Raw genomic sequence first — 14,320 nt, 5'->3', positions numbered from 1 at the left:
TCTAATGTGGTACTCGCGGCAGGAGTCGAACCTGCGACTTCTTCCTCCGGAGGGAAGCGCTCTATCCACTGAGCTACGCGAGCGGATGAGTAGTTGATTATACCAGTATCGATCCGCTAACGAGGAACGATCGTCACCTTCTTGATCCTTATTGCCTCTGTCGGCCGCTCGCCTTGCCGAGGTGCTCCCGCGATCGTCCGGACGTTGTTCATTCCATCGATGATCTTACCGAAGACAGTGTATTTGTTATCGAAGGCTGCCTCACGCTTGAGCATGATAAAGAATTGAGCATTGGCCGAATTCACGTCGTTCCCCAAGCGTGCCGCACCGACAATTCCCGTTTCGTACGGGACATCAGAGAACTCCGCGGGCACGTTCGGCTTGCCTGAATCACCCTCTTTTGCGGGATTCGCTGACTTTCCCGGCTTCGTGTCCGCGTTGCCAGCCTGGATGACCGTGTCGTTGACCCGGTGAAAGATGATGCCCTCGTAATAGCCCTCTTTCGCAAGTTCCTTGAAGCGCTCCACCGCCTTTGGCGCGACATTTGAATATAGCTCCATCTTCATCGTGCCATATGCGGGGTTATCCATCTCGATCAAGGCCGCCTCAGCGTCGGCCACCGGAGCGATGCCTTTCTTTACGTCCGGTGAGGCTTTCGATGCCGTTGCCGGACGAGCGTTGTTCGCAGGCGTGCTGCATGAGGCCGCCGCGAGAGCGGCAGTCAATAGTGTGATAGCAATTCTTCTATGCATATTCTCTTAGATGGTCTTTTCGCTGTCGAGAATGATCGTGACGGGCCCCTCATTGACCAAGGTTACGTCCATCATGGCGCCAAACTCACCTGTAGCAACCTTGTCCACGGCCCTTCGTGAACGAATGACAAAGTATTCATAAAGGCGAGTTGCTTTCTCACCGCTTGCCGCCGCAATAAAAGATGGCCGCCTGCCTCGTCGCGTATCGCCATATAAAGTGAATTGCGATACCACGAGCATCCCGCCTTTCGTCTCGGCAAGCGATAAGTTCATCTTGCCGTCCGCGTCCTCGAATATGCGCAGGTTGACAATCTTTTCAACGAGGTAGTCGGCGTCAGACTCTTCATCGTTCGTAGAAACGCCCAACAGGACAAGTACGCCGCGTCCGATCTCTCCGGTCACGCGGTTTCCAACGGTCACCTTCGCTCTTGAGACACGCTGGACGACGGCCCGCATCTACCACATCCCGTCCTCGATCCTTACAGTGTTCATGACAACGGGATCGAGTGGTTTGTCATTCTGATTGGTCGTCACTTGAGCAATCGTATCAACAACATCCTGTCCTTCTATGACACGTCCAAACTTGGTATAGCTCGGCGGCAGCGGATAATCGACGTGCATGATGAAGAACTGCGAACCGTTAGTGTTCGGGCCGGAATTTGCCATCGCCACTGTCCCTTTCTCATACATTCCGGCATAGAGCATCGAGCCGCGGTCGATCTCATCGTCGAATTTACCGCCCCACGCAGATTCGCCTCCATAGCCTTCGCCGAGCGGATCGCCGCCCTGTATCATAAAATTCGGTATGATCCGATGAAAGACAACGCCGTCGTAATAGCTCTTATCCGCCAGAAGGCGAAAGTTCTCGGTAGTCTTTGGGGCGTCCTGCTCCAATAGTTCGACTTTGATCGTGCCGTGATTTGTCTCAATGACCGCTACTCTATTTCCCACTAACTATTCTCCTGATTCAAGATAAATCGTTCTATGGCGGCCGCAACGCCGCACTCATCGTTACTTAATGTTGTATAAAATTCACCGCGTTCGAGCAACTTCGGGTCGGCATTTCCCATGACGACGGGCGTTCCCGCGTACTCGAGCATCTCGAGGTCGTTGAAATTATCTCCGATCGCCATCACCTCTTCGGGTGCAAGACCTTCGATCTCAGCAAGCCTAGCCGCACCATGCCCTTTTGACGCATCGGACGGCAGGATGTCGATCAGGGTAAAGTCCAGTTTTGGATAGATCGTGGCAAGGAGATTAACGCTATCAGCTAACTGTGTCCTTAGTTCATTCTCTAACTTCAGCATAGCCCGGCAGTTCCCTGAGAATGAGATGTGCACGACGTCATGCTCGTCAAGTACATCCACAAGCGTCTCGACGTGGGAAACGGATGCCTCGGCATCGTCTCCATGAAGTCGCGTCGCCCAAGCAACGTATTTTTGAAGCGGAATGTTGTCGGCAGAGATACGATCATAGAGCAGCAAACCGTGGCCGTGCGGGTCGGTGCTGACGAGTGCATCGCCGCCGAACTGTTTCCCGGCGCGTACGATCTCTCGACTGGCTTCTGACGTCAACAGCGAATAGTGTATCGTGTCGAGAGAATCGGCGTATTTGAGCAGAGCTCCGTTGTGCGTGATCAGCGGGGCGTTCAGGCCGAGATCGAGGCCGATGGGCCGAGCGTCGCGAAAGCGGCGGCCCGTCGCGATCGTCACGAGCACGCCGGCCGCCTCGGCGGCCCGAATGGCGTCACGGTTTCGACCAGAGATATCTCCGCCCGAGCTAAGTGTTGTCCCGTCGAGGTCGAGGGCGAGCAGTTTTATCATTGGTTTGCGTTTGCTGCCCGCTTTTCCTGACGCTGCACCTCTAGCCACTGCTGATATTTTGCCTTGCCTTTTTCAAACTCGGCTGCCGATGAGTAGAACCAGTGCGAGCCGTCATTTGCTTCAACGTTCCGGACGTAGAAGATATAATCGTTTGGCTGTGGATTCAACGCTGCGCGGATAGAGCTCTCGGTAACAGACGATATCGGCCCCGGCGGAATGCCCGTCTTTATTCGCGTGTTGTAGGGCGAATCGACCTCCAGATCGCTCTTATTGATCGTGCCGTCCCATTTGCCACGCATTTTGGCGATATACACATTGGTCTGGTCGATCCCGAGCGGGATGTTCTTAGCCAGTCGGTTGTTGATTATGCCGGCGACGATCGGCCGTTCGGCTTCGACTCCCGTCTCAGTCTCGATCAGGGAAGCGATTGTCACGATCTCTTGCGGCGTGCGGCCGAGCGATCTTGCCTGCTGCGTCCATTCAGGTTTCCAAAACTTACGAAACTGCTCGACCATTGCCTTGATGATGTCCTGCGGCTTTGCGTCGCGCGCGAAGCTGTAGGTCGTCGGATACATATAGCCTTCGAGGTTGGGCGCCGTCGGTGAGATGTCCTTGATCGGGGTCACGTCGTCCATCATCACGAGGATGGCCTTGTCATCGACAGGCGGCGTCTGCGGAAACCGCTCCGCGATCCTCTTGGCGATATCAAATCTGGTAAATCCTTCGGGAATGGTCAGCTTGATCGTCAGATCCTGGCCTTTCTCGAGTTGTTTGAACACCTGTACGACCGAGATCGGCGACGGGAAAAGATACTCGCCTGCCTGCAGTTTGCTGCCGTCGGCGAATAAGCGCAGATAAAGGCTCGCGGCCATCTCGCTGGCGATAATGCCTTCGGAAAACAGTTTTGAGACGATCTGGGGCGGCGTCGAGCCTTTCTCGATCTTTACGTAAATGTTTGCTTTGTCGTGCTGGTGCGGCGAATTGACGGCCGAGTAGGCCCAATACGAGACGGCGCAGACTACGAGCACAACAATAGCGGCGAGCAGGAAGAGGAACGTGAGGATTCGGGACATTTCGGAAGCGTATTACAGTTGTTTCTCGATGGCGGCGGCAACGGTTTCACTTTCGGGCAGTTCTTTCGTCGCGAATCTTGCGACGACCTTGCCGTTCCTGTCGAGGAGGAACTTGTTAAAGTTCCACGTAATATCGCCGCCGAACTCCGGATCTGACCGCTTGCTGGTTAGCAGGGTGTAGAGCGGATGCTGATCGCTTCCGGTGACGGATATCTTTGAGAACATCGGGAACGACACGCCGTAGGTGAGGCGGCAAAAGTCCTTGATGTCGGCGTCGGAGCCGGGCTCCTGGCCGAGAAAATTGTTAGCAGGGAAGCCGAGCACCACAAAGCCGCGATCCTTATACTTCTTGTAGATATTCTCCAGCCCCTCGTACTGCGGCGTGTAGCCGCATTTGCTCGCGACGTTGACGATCATCACGACCTTGCCGCGATAGGTGTCCAATCGCACGTCATTGCCGTCGATGTCCTTCATCGTGAATTCGTAAACGGACCTTTGCGGCGGCGGCTCGGTTGGCGTCGGATTCAAAATGAAGCCGTAGCGGTAGGCGAGGGCCGCCACGGCGAGGCCGAGGACGATCAGGATGACGATGATGGCCTTTAGCATTTATTTGTCGAGTTCACGCGGGCTGCGGGGCTTTTGCAGTTCACCCGCGTCCTTGCCGGTCTCGCTGAAAACTTCCTTAAATGCTCCGACGCTCGACAGAACGGCGGACGTTTCTGTCGGCATGAAGATAACCTTGCTGTTTTGGGTGCGGGCCATGTCGCGCATGGAATCAACGTATCGCGCTGTGATGAGGTATTGTGCGGTTTGGCCCCGGTCGCCGATGGCGCCGGCGATCTGGGCGATGGCGGTCGCTTCGGCCGAGGCCGCGAGCAGGCGGGCCTGAGCGGCGCCGTCGGCCTCGAGGATGGCTGATGCCTTTTCGCCTTCGGCGCGGGTGACGGCGGCCTGTTTTTCGCCTTCGGCGCGCATGATGGCGGCCTGTTTGTCGCCTTCGGCCTGCAGGACGAGGGCGCGACGGTTGCGTTCGGCGGTCATTTGCTTTTCCATGGTGATGCGCACGTCCTCGGGCGGGCTGATGTTCTTGATATCGACGCGTGTCACCTTGACGCCCCATTTGTCTGTGGCCTCATCGAGGATCATTCTGAGCTCATTATTGATCTGATCGCGGCTCGAAAGGGTGTGGTCGAGGTCGAGTTTTCCGATCACGCTGCGCATGCCGGTAAAAGTGAGCTGCACGATCGAGCCGACGAGGTCATTTACCTCGTAAGTGGCCTTTGTCGGGTCGGTGATCTGCCAATAGACGACGGAATCGACGTTGACCATTACGTTATCGCGGGTGATAACGGACTGCGGCGGCAGGTCGATGAACTGCTCGCGAAGATCGATATACGTCGTGCCGGGGCGGACGTTAAGCCAATAGACGGCGCGCGGCGCTTCGAAGAACGGCACGATGATATTGAGCCCGCTGTTGCCGAGGCGGTTAAAGCGGCCGAGGCGCTCGATGAGCAAAACAGTCGATTGCGGGACGATCTTGATCGTTTTCCAAGCGACGGTGAGCAGCGCGATGCCGAGAAATATGAGAAAGATTGCACCAAAACCAAAAAGCTCAGGCATAAGACCTCCGTTGTGTGATACACGTCAATATATCGCATTCGCGGCGTCTTTGCTATAATCGGCGTCACACATATGGCTGTCACGCTTGATGAAATATATGCCGCTCGCACGCGCATTGCGGGCGTTATCAATCAAACGCCCGTGATCGCGGACGCGCGGCTGTCGCGCGAGATGGGCGCTGAGATCAATCTCAAGGCCGAGAGCCTGCAAAAGAGCGGTTCCTTCAAGCTGCGCGGTGCCTACAACAAGATCTCGCAGCTTTCGGCGGACGAGAAGGCGCGCGGCGTGATCGCTGCCTCGGCCGGGAACCACGCTCAGGGCGTGGCGCTTGCGGCGCGCTATGTCGGCACGGCGGCGACGATCGTTTTGCCCGAATTTGCACCGCTGACAAAGGTAAATGCCACGCGCGGTTATGGCGCTGAGGTGATCCTCAAGGGCACGACGTTTGACGAAGCGGTCGCTTATTCGCGCGAGCTTCAAAAAGAGAACGGCCTGACCTACGTTCACGCTTACGATGACGAGCGGATCATCGCCGGGCAGGGCACTATCGGCGTCGAGATCGTGGAAGCTTTGCCCGATGTCGCCACTATCATTGTGCCGATCGGCGGCGGCGGCGTGATGTCGGGCATTGCCATCGCGGCAAAGACGCTAAAGCCCGGCGTGCGCATCATCGGCGTTCAATCGGCGGCCGTTTCGTGGGTCAAGCCCTCGCTCGCCGAGGGCCGCGCGGTCATTCCCGAAACAAAACCGACGATTGCCGACGGCATTGCGGTAAAGACGCCGGGCGAATTGACGCTGCCGATCATTCGCGAATACGTTGACGAGGTCGTCGAGGTCGCTGACGAAGAGATCGCCCGTGCGATCTTTCACAGCGTGCAGAATAACCGTCTTGTGGTCGAGGGTGCGGGTGCGGCGGGGCTCAGCTGCGGTGCTCGCGGGCAAGATCGACATCGCCGCGGGCGAGAGTGTGTGTATCGTGCTGGCCGGCGGCAATATCGACGCCAATCTGCTCACGCGCGTTCTCGAGGATGTACTCGTGCGCGAGGGCCGTTATGTAATGTTCAGCGTGCTTGTCGTTGACAGGCCGGGCAATCTCGCGGGCCTGCTTGACGCGGTCGCGGCCGCCGGTGCGAATGTCATTGAGGTTTTTCACCGGCGGGCGATGTGGCTGGCCCCTTTGGGCCACGTCGGTATCGAAATGCTCCTCGAGGTCCGCGATAACGATCACGCGCTCGCCATCCACAAACATCTCGCCGCCGCCGGCTACGCCGTCACCCGCGAAGGCCACGGCGATTGGGAAAATTAAACCGCCGCCCGGCTCGGCGCGTGTCATATTGGCGGCGGTTTCAGGGCGGCTGTGCCGCTTTATTTGCGGAAAAGTTTACTTTTCGTTCGTATTGGCGGCGGTTTCAGGGCGGCTGTGCCGCTTTATTTGCGGAAAAGTTCACTTTTCCGTTCTGTTGGCAAGATCATCTGCGGCTTGCCGCCGCCTCACGCCCCGGCGGCGGCAAGCCGCAGGCATTTGGGACTCGTCCGGAAAGGCAAGCCTTTCCGCAAATAGAGCGGCAAGCCGCTTTACTTGCGGAAAAGTTCACTTTTCGTTCATATTGGCGGCGGTTTCAGGGCGGCTGTGCCGCTTTATTTGCGGAAAAGTTTACTTTTCCGTTCAGTTGGCAAGATCATCTGCGGCTTGCCGCCGCCTCACGCCCCGGCGGCGGCAAGCCGCAGGCATTTGGCACTCGTTCGGAAAGGCAAGCCTTTCCGCAAATAGAGCGGCAAGCCGCCGGTGTCACGGATTTACCGTAACGGTCGCGGTTTGCGAGACATTGGCGTAGTTTTCGTTATTTTTTCGCAATTGGACGCGGACCTCGACCTGTTCGGGGTCGCCGTCGTTTATGGGCGAGACGGTAATGTCGGCGGTCTTGCCGGTAAAACTGCCCGCATTCTGCCAAAAATGCCGCCCCGTCAAACCAATAACTCGCTCATTTGGCCCAATAACTCATTTATTGGGGCCAATAACTCATTTATTGGGCCAATAACTCGTTCATTGGCGCCAATAACTCGTTCATTGGCGCCAATAACTCGTTCATTGGCGCCAATAACTCGTTCATTGGCGCCAATGACTCGTTTATTTAGTCCAATAACTCATTTATTGGGCACAATAACTCGTTCATTGGGCACAATAACTCGTTCATTGGGCACAATAACTCACATTTGCGGACGCAAAACTCATTCTTGCGGACGCAAAACTCATTCTTGCGGACGCAAAAGTCATTCTTGCGGACGCAAAACTCATTCTTGCGGACGCAAAACTCGTTCGGCGTTGGCAAAATGTCAGGTAATGGTTCAGTTTCAACTTGTGATCGTCTCCGCGATCTCTGCGAAACTCTCTGCGTTCTCCGCGTGGAACCTTTGCTCAGGTTTCTTCCACGCAGAGAACGCAGAGAATGAAACGCAGAGTTCGCGGAGAGGCCGTTTTTCACGCTGGACCACTGCCAAATGTCATTCAGCGTCGGCAAAAGGGCGTTTGGCGGCGGTGGTGGCGGTTTTTTATTTGCGCACGAGGTGTTCGTCGTAGAGGTCGCGGTAGGTCCGGTAGTTTGCCATTACCTTTTGGACGTAATCCTTTGTCTGGGCAAAGCCGATCTCGGAGGTAAAAATGGCGCTCTCTTTGGGATTTGAGCGTTCGAGCCAGCGGGCGGCGTTATCTTCGCCGCCATTGTAGCTCGCGGCGATGGCCTCGTTAAGCCCGCCAAACTGATCGCGGAGCGCGGCGATGTATTCCACGCCAAGCGCGATGCTTACCTGCGGCAGATAAAGGTCGTCGGGCCGCAGATGAGGGAAACCGGCCGCGGCCTTATACTTTACGGCCGTGTCAAAGACGAACTGCATCAGCCCGCGTGCGGCAGACGGGCTTTTGGCACCGGGCCGGAACGCGCTCTCCTGCTTCATTATCGCCAAAATAAAGCGCGGATCGATGTGCTTTCTCTTTGCGTAACGCAAAACGTCGTCGCGATAGGCGGCGGGAAAGGCTGAGACCACGCCCGGCGAGACCTTCACGACGCGCCGGACGCGATTGTCACCTGCGGCCAGCTTATCGGCCGCCAAACCGGCGTAATACGATGCCGCATTCGCAGGAATTGACGCGTAAACAGTCATCGCGTCGGCGCGGCGACCGCTTTTTTCGAGCGCGAAGGCCTTTAGGTACTTGACCTCGTCCATTGTGGCCATCGCGCCCCCAAAAATGGCCCGCTCGATCATCACATCGGCCGCCGCAACGGCCTGATTCCAGCGGCGGCGATAGATCTCCATCCGCACGCGTGCGTGAAGTGCGTTTGTCTCGATGGCAGTGCCCGCAAAACGCTGCCGCGCCTTATCGACCCAACTGTTTGCGGCGGCGTGATCGCCCGCCTCGCGATGGGCGTCGATCGTATTCAGATACGCCGAATCGATCCGCTCGCCCGTCGGATACATCACGGTGTACTGCTCGTATATCCTGGCGGCATCGGCATACTTTCTGAGCCGAACGTGGCACGCGCCCTTGAACGCGAGAGCCTCGCGGCCGTCCTTGGTCGCCGGAAACTCGCGCCACACGCGATCCAGCCAGACAATGGCATCGGCATACTGCCGCTCCCACATGTAAGAGCGGCCGACGACGAACATCGCGCGGCCCTTGAGAGCGTCGTCGGCGAATTTGTCGAGCACAATTGCGTAATGCTCACGCGCCTCGGGAAAGTGGCGATTCTCAAAGTATGCCTCGGCACGCTCCGCGTGCTCAGCGGCCGTCAGCGTGGGAAGTTTGCCCGCGGCGTCGCGGTCCGCTTTGTCCTTTTCGACGGCCGCGCGCAGCTCAGCGTCAGACTGCGCAGGCACAAACGCGGCGGCGAAGATCATTACCAACAGCACGGCGGACAGCTTTTTCATAATAATTGCGTCAGGCGAGACTTTCTTTGACAGAATACCGAGTTTTAGACGGCCGGGCAATGCTTTCGGTTGCCGCGCGTCGTGGTAAACTTGTCCGCAATGAAGCTTGCTCTCAACGGCGCCACCACAATGCACGCCGATCTCTCGACCGACATCCGCGCCGCCTCAGCCGCCGGTTTCGAACTCATCGAGATCTGGTCGGCAAAGCTCTATCGCTATCTCGAAGCCAACACTATCGATGTCCTCGCCGCCGAATTGATCGCCGCCCACGTCGAGCCCTATGCGATAAACTCCATTGAGCACGTCACCTTTCGCGGGATCGATGATTATGACAAGGTTCTCGCCGAATGCGAGACGCTCGCCGCCATCGCGGGCCGCATCGGCTGCCCCTACATCGTCGTTGTCCCCGGCAAACTGCCCGCCGGCGTCGAGCGCGAGACCATTATCACCGAGAGCGTCCGCGTCCTCAATGAAATGGGCGACATCGCCGTCGAGCACGGCGTCTCGCTCGCTTTTGAGTTCCTCGGCCAGAGCGATTGCTCCGTCCAAACGCTCGATCTCGCCCGCGAGATCATCGCGAAGGTTGACCGCTACAACGTCGGGCTCGTGCTCGATACATTCCATTTCTACGCCGGCGGTTCGAGCTTTAACGCCATCGACGCTCTCGACCCGCGAAAATTGTTCATCTTTCACATAAACGATGCCGAAGACGTGCCGCGCGAACAATTGACCGACGCCAAACGTCTCTATCCCGGCGAGGGCATTCTCCCGCTCGCCGAAATTAAAGAGCGTCTCGCCAGGATCGGTTACGACCGCATGGCAAGCATCGAGATCTTTAGGCCAGAGTATTGGGAGCAGGACCCGTTCGACGTCGCCCGCCGCGCAAAGGCCGCCGCGGAACACGTTTTTGGGCTGGGCGGCACGCTTTAACGACCTATGGACAAGGTAAAGATCGGCATCGTCGGCACCGGCTATATCGGCAACGTCCACGGCCGTATCTACGCCCGCGACGCCCGTGCCGAGATCGCCGCTCTCTTTGACATCATTCCCGAACGAATGGCCGAAACCGCCAAACACATCGGCGGCCGCATCTGCGCCTCGCGCGAGGAACTATTGGACCATTGCGACGCCGTCCTTGTCTGTGCCCCAAACAAGACGCATCCCGAGATCGCCACGGCCGCCGTCGATGCCGGCAAGCACGTCTTCTGCGAAAAGCCATTTGCAATCGGCATCGACGAGGCCGCCGGGCTGCTCGCCGTCGCTAAGTCTTCCGGTAAGGTCTTTCAGGTCGGCCACAGCCGCCGTTTCGCTCCGCTTTACGTAAAGCTGAAGGAGCTTTTGTCGGACGACGTTCCCCATTCCGCCCATATCAAGATGAACCGCGGCGAACTCCTTCAGCCCGCCTGGACCGGCGATACAAATGTCACCGGCGGCTTTCTCTACGAGACGACCATACATTTTCTCGACCAGCTTCGCTTCCAGTTTGGCGAGATCGAGGAACTGATCGCCTACGGCTCACAACACGAATATCCCGAGATCGATGAGTTTTCCGTCATTTTCAGGTTCAGGAACGGATTTCACTGCACCTTTGCCTCCTCCGCCGATGCCGGCTGGATGTTTCCCTTCGAGCGCATCGAGGTTTTCTGCCACCACCGGACCATTGTCGCCGAGGAAATGGTCAGGCTCTTTGACGGCCAAGGCACGAGCGCCGACTATGCGACGCATTCCTTTCATATGCTCGACGACGACGCGCGAAAAGGCTTCGCCGCCGAGGACGCCGCGTTCATTAGCTCTATCGTGGACGGAACTCCGACGGCCGTTACCGCCGATGATGGTTACAAAGCAGTCGAACTCGTCGAGGCGGTTTACGAATCGATACGGACGGGGCAAAGCATCAGATTCTAGAACTTTTCCGCCTGCGATGCGTTAGTGTATAGTTTGGCAAAAGGCTATGAACACTTGTGCTAACTGCGGACAGATTAATACGGCGGAGAGCCATTTCTGCCGGTTCTGCGGAACGAAATTCACACACGCCGCGCCGCCGCCCTATCCGGCGACGGCCGAACCGTTTGGCCACGCCGCACCGCCGCGTCCGTACTCATGGAAGACGGATGAGTTTCAGACAAAGCAGGAGGCCAGACGCACAAACGCCTTCGCCGCGCCGTTGTCGGCCCCAATGCCATCGGCCGGACAGCCGCTTGTCCAACAGCCTCCGCTCTACCCGGCACAGTCATATCGATGCCCGCACTGTATGTCTCAGTTCCTGCCGCGGATCGAGAGGCGTATCTCCACCGCCGGCTGGATCACCTTTGCCGCCCTGCTCGTGTTCTTTTTTCCGCTGTTCTGGATCGGATTGCTGATCAAGGAAGATGTCCGCATTTGCCCAACCTGTATAGGCCGTGTCGGCTAACGAAAATAGTAACCGCGCGGGTGCTCGATCTTAACTTCGGGATTCGTGCTTGTGATCTTCAGCTTGTGATAGCCCTTCTTCATGTGTGTTGAAAGATAGGTAAGGGCGAACTGGCGACTCAGCGTCAGCGACATCTCTCGGAGAAATGGACGATAGCTGACGGGGCCGCTAAGCGGCCCGAGAAAAGCCCGACCGCCTGTCTCATCGGCAAGCTTTGCCAAGGCACCCTGTGCCGCGAGCGCGAGGACAGAGTTTCTATTCTCGGTGACCGCAGTCGGCGAATATAGCGGATAAACAGCAATCCCCTTCCGATTGGCTTTGAGGACGGCCCGATCCAGATCGGCACTCTGCGCGATCGACGCTAGATTCATGCCGCTTGACGAGTCCAGGCCGTCCGAGAACAGTACGACAGCCCGCCGGCCGGCGGGAACGCCTTCGAAGCGATCGATGATGGCGGCGACGCCATCAAACGGGCTTCGAGGAGCAAGCGCCGGACTCCCGGTCACGATCCGCAGGGAATTCGCCGCGGCCTCAAGGTCCTCGGTAAACCGTTGCCTGATCTGGGGCGAGCCGGAACGCGTGTACACGATCATCACCCGTGTGCCTTTAGGTAGACTGCGGATAAACTCTTGTATCTCACGGATCTGAAGGTTAAAGGTAGACGCAAGATCGTCCTGTATCACGAATGCGATCGACAGAGGTGATGTCGTTACGCTCCGGATCGACAAGATCTGCTGTTCATCGCCGTTTTCCTTGACAATGATCCGCTCGGCCTGAAGAAACTCTTCTGCCTGGCCCTCCTTCAGTTCCTTTTTTGAGAATATCGAGATAGGGACCGTCACGGTGCGAACACCATCACCGTCCGGCCGCGGCTGGGCGATTAGGGGCGCAGCCAATACGGCCATGAATAGTGTTGCGACTGCATGTAGCCTGGGTGCTCGCATCATCATCAACTATGGGAATATCAGAATCATAATACAACATCGAGCGAATACTGAAATAGGATGTCAATACGCGGGCTTCGCGTTTCCGCTAAAATGATCGCGATGCGCTAGACTCTTAGCCAGTCAGGTATGTCAGATATCACGAGATCGGAACTTGATCGAGGGCGTCGACTGGCGGCCTTTGCCGTGGCCGCTCCGGCAGCCCTGACGGCTTTGCCGGCAGCGATCACATTGCTGCTCTTGCTCCTCGCACCGCTTGCTCCTCCGTCAGCCGTCGTTGTGTTCTTCTTCGGGGCGATCGTAACGGCTGTCGGGTTGCTGATCGGCCTGTCCATAACTGGCGTGCTTTTACATAAGCGCGGGCGTTGGGTGGTTGAGATGCGCGAGCGAATAGCGGCGGACGGCATCCGTGCCGAAGAGATCGGATGGTTTACGCACGAGCTGAGATCTGCGGAGAAACGAGCCCTGCGTGCGGTTGAATCCCGCGATCTTCTGCTAGGCGACGCGTATCGCGAAACGCTCGCATCACGACTGACTGCCACTAGAATTCTGAAGTCATCAAAACGAGAACTGAGCCTGGCGCGAAAACGCGAGGGCAAGCTCAGGCAGCTAAGATCTGAGCGTCGAGATGAGTTTCTTGCCGAGATAGGCCGTGATATTGAAAAGGTCTCGGGCATTAGAGATGAGGCCGCGGCGATGCTTGCTGAGGCCGAGGCTCGACTTCAAATGATTGAAGCCGCCGCCACGCGGGGCGGGCGGCTGGCAGACAACGAACTGGCCCTGAAGAAGTTGTCAGCCCGAACCGCGCAGCTGCCACTTGCATTAGAGTCTGCGAGGCTCTCTGATGAGATACGTCTGGAACTCGAAGCAGAAACTGAGATTGGCGAATGACCACCGCGTGGCCGTTGGAACAACAAGAATTGAACCTGTTGGTAACAGGTGGGTGGCCTTCTGGAGCTTTCGTCCGCATCAGAGCCGATGGCCTCCGGCAAGGCTCCTTAGAGACCTGCACTGACCGCCGGCGTCAGCCTCCCGTCATTCATGTGTTGGCTCAATTGTAATAGCGTCCCGTGACGAGAAACGCAGTCAATGTCGTTCGCCAATTGCGATTCTAGCACACTGGCGAGACCGATGAACAAGTCATTGTTCTGTCTCAAGCACAAGCGCGCCATCTCACGATTTTTGAGAAGCCGGTCGAGCATCTCGGTGCATTCGTTGCTGCGCGCGGCGAGTTGCGCATCGCTTTGGGCCTGCGAGCTCTTCAACTGGTAATACTCGTCAGCGATGTGCAGGGCGGCCAAGATCGCGACCTTTAGGGAATCAACGGTCATCGTCCCCGACGAGATCTCGCGCATCTTTGAATCGACGTATTCAGCAAGGTCCTGTATGTACTCGTTATCCCCGTCGGACCGTATGCTGTAGGTATTGTTGTAGATCTCGACTCGTATTGTCTGTTCCGACATAATGTTATCGGCCGACTGCCTCCGCAACTTCGCCGTCAATGGCTGCTATCGCCTCGAGCATTGCCTCGACCTTCAGTTGTATGGTGTCGCGCTCGGCGAGCATTTCGTTGAGCTTATCCTCGGCAGCGATCTTTGCCGTCACCGCTTCCGCTGCCTCCTTCTTTAGGCCGTCGGCCTCTCGTTCAAGGCGATCCTTTTCGTCGCGAAGCTTCTTGACGAATTCGAGCGTAAGATATATCTTGTCCTCGAGGTGAGAGAACTTTTCCATTCCCGTCAAGGCGTTCATTCTTGTCTCCGTAGGCTCAGGGAAA

At 57.1% G+C, this 14,320-nt stretch carries 16 protein-coding genes, 1 tRNA gene, 1 other RNA gene and 2 pseudogenes; 6 read left to right on the top strand and 14 right to left on the bottom strand.

The genetic code is table 11. The features are described 5' to 3' along the window. Positions 1-7: 7 nt before the first annotated feature. The 8 genes from IPM59_11305 to IPM59_11270 form a co-directional block, all read right to left on the bottom strand. Positions 8-83 (bottom strand) — tRNA-Arg (locus IPM59_11305). Between the two features lie 33 nt (positions 84-116). Further along, positions 117-752, bottom strand: coding sequence for a peptidylprolyl isomerase (locus IPM59_11300; protein MBK9216163.1), 636 nt, complete (start codon positions 750-752; stop codon positions 117-119). A 6-nt stretch (positions 753-758) separates the two neighbouring features. Then, the gene (locus IPM59_11295) at positions 759-1,208 is read right to left on the bottom strand and encodes a D-tyrosyl-tRNA(Tyr) deacylase (protein ID MBK9216162.1); all 450 of its coding nucleotides are present in this window, start codon (positions 1,206-1,208) and stop codon (positions 759-761) included. Then, on the bottom strand, positions 1,209-1,703 hold the full coding sequence (locus IPM59_11290; protein ID MBK9216161.1) for a peptidylprolyl isomerase: 495 nt from the start codon (positions 1,701-1,703) through the stop codon (positions 1,209-1,211). Continuing rightward, positions 1,703-2,575: an HAD family phosphatase gene (locus IPM59_11285; protein ID MBK9216160.1), complete on the bottom strand. Its 873-nt coding sequence runs from the start codon at positions 2,573-2,575 to the stop codon at positions 1,703-1,705. The genes IPM59_11290 and IPM59_11285 overlap by 1 nt, the downstream gene beginning before the upstream one ends. Then, positions 2,572-3,648 carry an endolytic transglycosylase MltG gene (mltG, locus tag IPM59_11280; protein ID MBK9216159.1) on the bottom strand — a complete coding sequence of 359 codons (1,077 nt, stop codon included), beginning with the start codon at positions 3,646-3,648 and terminating at the stop codon, positions 2,572-2,574. Before mltG ends, IPM59_11285 begins: the two co-directional genes overlap by 4 nt. 12 nt (positions 3,649-3,660) lie before the next feature. Further along, complete coding sequence (locus IPM59_11275; GenBank protein MBK9216158.1) at positions 3,661-4,254, bottom strand: glutathione peroxidase; 594 nt, start codon at positions 4,252-4,254, stop codon at positions 3,661-3,663. After that, the gene (locus tag IPM59_11270) at positions 4,255-5,268 is read right to left on the bottom strand and encodes an SPFH/Band 7/PHB domain protein (protein MBK9216157.1); all 1,014 of its coding nucleotides are present in this window, start codon (positions 5,266-5,268) and stop codon (positions 4,255-4,257) included. Between the two features lie 72 nt (positions 5,269-5,340). Between IPM59_11270 and IPM59_11265 the strand changes: the two are divergent. Further along, positions 5,341-6,574, top strand: a pseudogene (locus IPM59_11265) (threonine ammonia-lyase). Then, a complete protein-coding gene (locus IPM59_11260; protein ID MBK9216156.1) occupies positions 6,562-7,074 on the top strand; it encodes a hypothetical protein in 513 nt (170 codons plus the stop codon). Before IPM59_11265 ends, IPM59_11260 begins: the two are co-directional and overlap by 13 nt. Here IPM59_11260 and IPM59_11255 read toward each other — a convergent pair. Both IPM59_11255 and IPM59_11250 read right to left on the bottom strand, forming a co-directional pair. Then, complete coding sequence (locus tag IPM59_11255) at positions 7,058-7,237, bottom strand: hypothetical protein (protein MBK9216155.1); 180 nt, start codon at positions 7,235-7,237, stop codon at positions 7,058-7,060. The two genes, IPM59_11260 and IPM59_11255, sit on opposite strands and share 17 nt — an antisense overlap. Before the next feature lie 581 nt (positions 7,238-7,818). Beyond that, entirely contained in the window at positions 7,819-9,192 is a 1,374-nt protein-coding gene (locus IPM59_11250) for a transglycosylase SLT domain-containing protein (GenBank protein ID MBK9216154.1), read from the bottom strand. Positions 9,193-9,291: 99 nt separating this feature from the next. Between IPM59_11250 and IPM59_11245 the strand changes: the two genes are divergently transcribed. The 3 genes from IPM59_11245 to IPM59_11235 are packed head-to-tail and all read left to right on the top strand — an operon-like array spanning position 9,292 to position 11,602. Beyond that, positions 9,292-10,122 (top strand): sugar phosphate isomerase/epimerase, encoded by an 831-nt coding sequence (locus IPM59_11245; GenBank protein ID MBK9216153.1) that lies wholly within the window; start codon positions 9,292-9,294, stop codon positions 10,120-10,122. Between the two features lie 6 nt (positions 10,123-10,128). Continuing rightward, positions 10,129-11,097 carry a Gfo/Idh/MocA family oxidoreductase gene (locus tag IPM59_11240; protein MBK9216152.1) on the top strand — a complete coding sequence of 323 codons (969 nt, stop codon included), beginning with the start codon at positions 10,129-10,131 and terminating at the stop codon, positions 11,095-11,097. Between the two features lie 46 nt (positions 11,098-11,143). Then, complete coding sequence (locus tag IPM59_11235) at positions 11,144-11,602, top strand: LITAF-like zinc ribbon domain-containing protein (protein MBK9216151.1); 459 nt, start codon at positions 11,144-11,146, stop codon at positions 11,600-11,602. Here the strand turns inward: IPM59_11235 and IPM59_11230 are convergent. After that, positions 11,599-12,552 (bottom strand): hypothetical protein, encoded by a 954-nt coding sequence (locus IPM59_11230; protein MBK9216150.1) that lies wholly within the window; start codon positions 12,550-12,552, stop codon positions 11,599-11,601. The genes IPM59_11235 and IPM59_11230 overlap by 4 nt on opposite strands. A 123-nt stretch (positions 12,553-12,675) precedes the next feature. Between IPM59_11230 and IPM59_11225 the strand changes: the two genes are divergently transcribed. Further along, a complete protein-coding gene (locus tag IPM59_11225; GenBank protein ID MBK9216149.1) occupies positions 12,676-13,437 on the top strand; it encodes a hypothetical protein in 762 nt (253 codons plus the stop codon). On the opposite strand, the gene ssrS is transcribed toward IPM59_11225, so the two are convergent. The 3 genes and pseudogenes from ssrS to IPM59_11210 all read right to left on the bottom strand — a co-directional run bounded on the left by ssrS (position 13,434) and on the right by IPM59_11210 (position 14,295). Next, positions 13,434-13,638, bottom strand: a non-coding RNA gene (ssrS, locus tag IPM59_11220) — 6S RNA. The two genes, IPM59_11225 and ssrS, sit on opposite strands and share 4 nt — an antisense overlap. 119 nt (positions 13,639-13,757) lie before the next feature. Then, positions 13,758-14,009, bottom strand: a pseudogene (locus tag IPM59_11215) (cell division protein ZapA). Between the two features lie 4 nt (positions 14,010-14,013). Beyond that, on the bottom strand, positions 14,014-14,295 hold the full coding sequence (locus IPM59_11210; GenBank protein ID MBK9216148.1) for a hypothetical protein: 282 nt from the start codon (positions 14,293-14,295) through the stop codon (positions 14,014-14,016). Positions 14,296-14,320: the final 25 nt, after the last annotated feature.

Origin of the sequence: Chloracidobacterium sp., assembly GCA_016715795.1 — a bacterium.
Lineage (GTDB): Bacteria > Acidobacteriota > Blastocatellia > Pyrinomonadales > Pyrinomonadaceae > OLB17.
Note: the sequence above shows the minus strand (reverse complement) of the source record. Positions and strands in the feature narration are given on the sequence as shown.

Excerpts from the sequence above, each read along its gene's own strand:
- IPM59_11275 (MBK9216158.1), bottom strand. The coding sequence starts at position 4,254 with ATGCTAAAGGCCATCATCGTCATCCTGATCGTCCTCGGCCTCGCCGTG.
- IPM59_11225 (MBK9216149.1), top strand. The coding sequence starts at position 12,676 with ATGTCAGATATCACGAGATCGGAACTTGATCGAGGGCGTCGACTGGCG.
- IPM59_11285 (MBK9216160.1), bottom strand. The coding sequence starts at position 2,575 with ATGATAAAACTGCTCGCCCTCGACCTCGACGGGACAACACTTAGCTCG.
- IPM59_11240 (MBK9216152.1), top strand. The coding sequence starts at position 10,129 with ATGGACAAGGTAAAGATCGGCATCGTCGGCACCGGCTATATCGGCAAC.
- IPM59_11210 (MBK9216148.1), bottom strand. The coding sequence starts at position 14,295 with ATGAACGCCTTGACGGGAATGGAAAAGTTCTCTCACCTCGAGGACAAG.
- IPM59_11250 (MBK9216154.1), bottom strand. The coding sequence starts at position 9,192 with ATGAAAAAGCTGTCCGCCGTGCTGTTGGTAATGATCTTCGCCGCCGCG.
- IPM59_11295 (MBK9216162.1), bottom strand. The coding sequence starts at position 1,208 with ATGCGGGCCGTCGTCCAGCGTGTCTCAAGAGCGAAGGTGACCGTTGGA.
- IPM59_11245 (MBK9216153.1), top strand. The coding sequence starts at position 9,292 with ATGAAGCTTGCTCTCAACGGCGCCACCACAATGCACGCCGATCTCTCG.
- IPM59_11230 (MBK9216150.1), bottom strand. The coding sequence starts at position 12,552 with ATGATGATGCGAGCACCCAGGCTACATGCAGTCGCAACACTATTCATG.
- IPM59_11235 (MBK9216151.1), top strand. The coding sequence starts at position 11,144 with ATGAACACTTGTGCTAACTGCGGACAGATTAATACGGCGGAGAGCCAT.
- IPM59_11270 (MBK9216157.1), bottom strand. The coding sequence starts at position 5,268 with ATGCCTGAGCTTTTTGGTTTTGGTGCAATCTTTCTCATATTTCTCGGC.
- mltG (MBK9216159.1), bottom strand. The coding sequence starts at position 3,648 with ATGTCCCGAATCCTCACGTTCCTCTTCCTGCTCGCCGCTATTGTTGTG.
- IPM59_11300 (MBK9216163.1), bottom strand. The coding sequence starts at position 752 with ATGCATAGAAGAATTGCTATCACACTATTGACTGCCGCTCTCGCGGCG.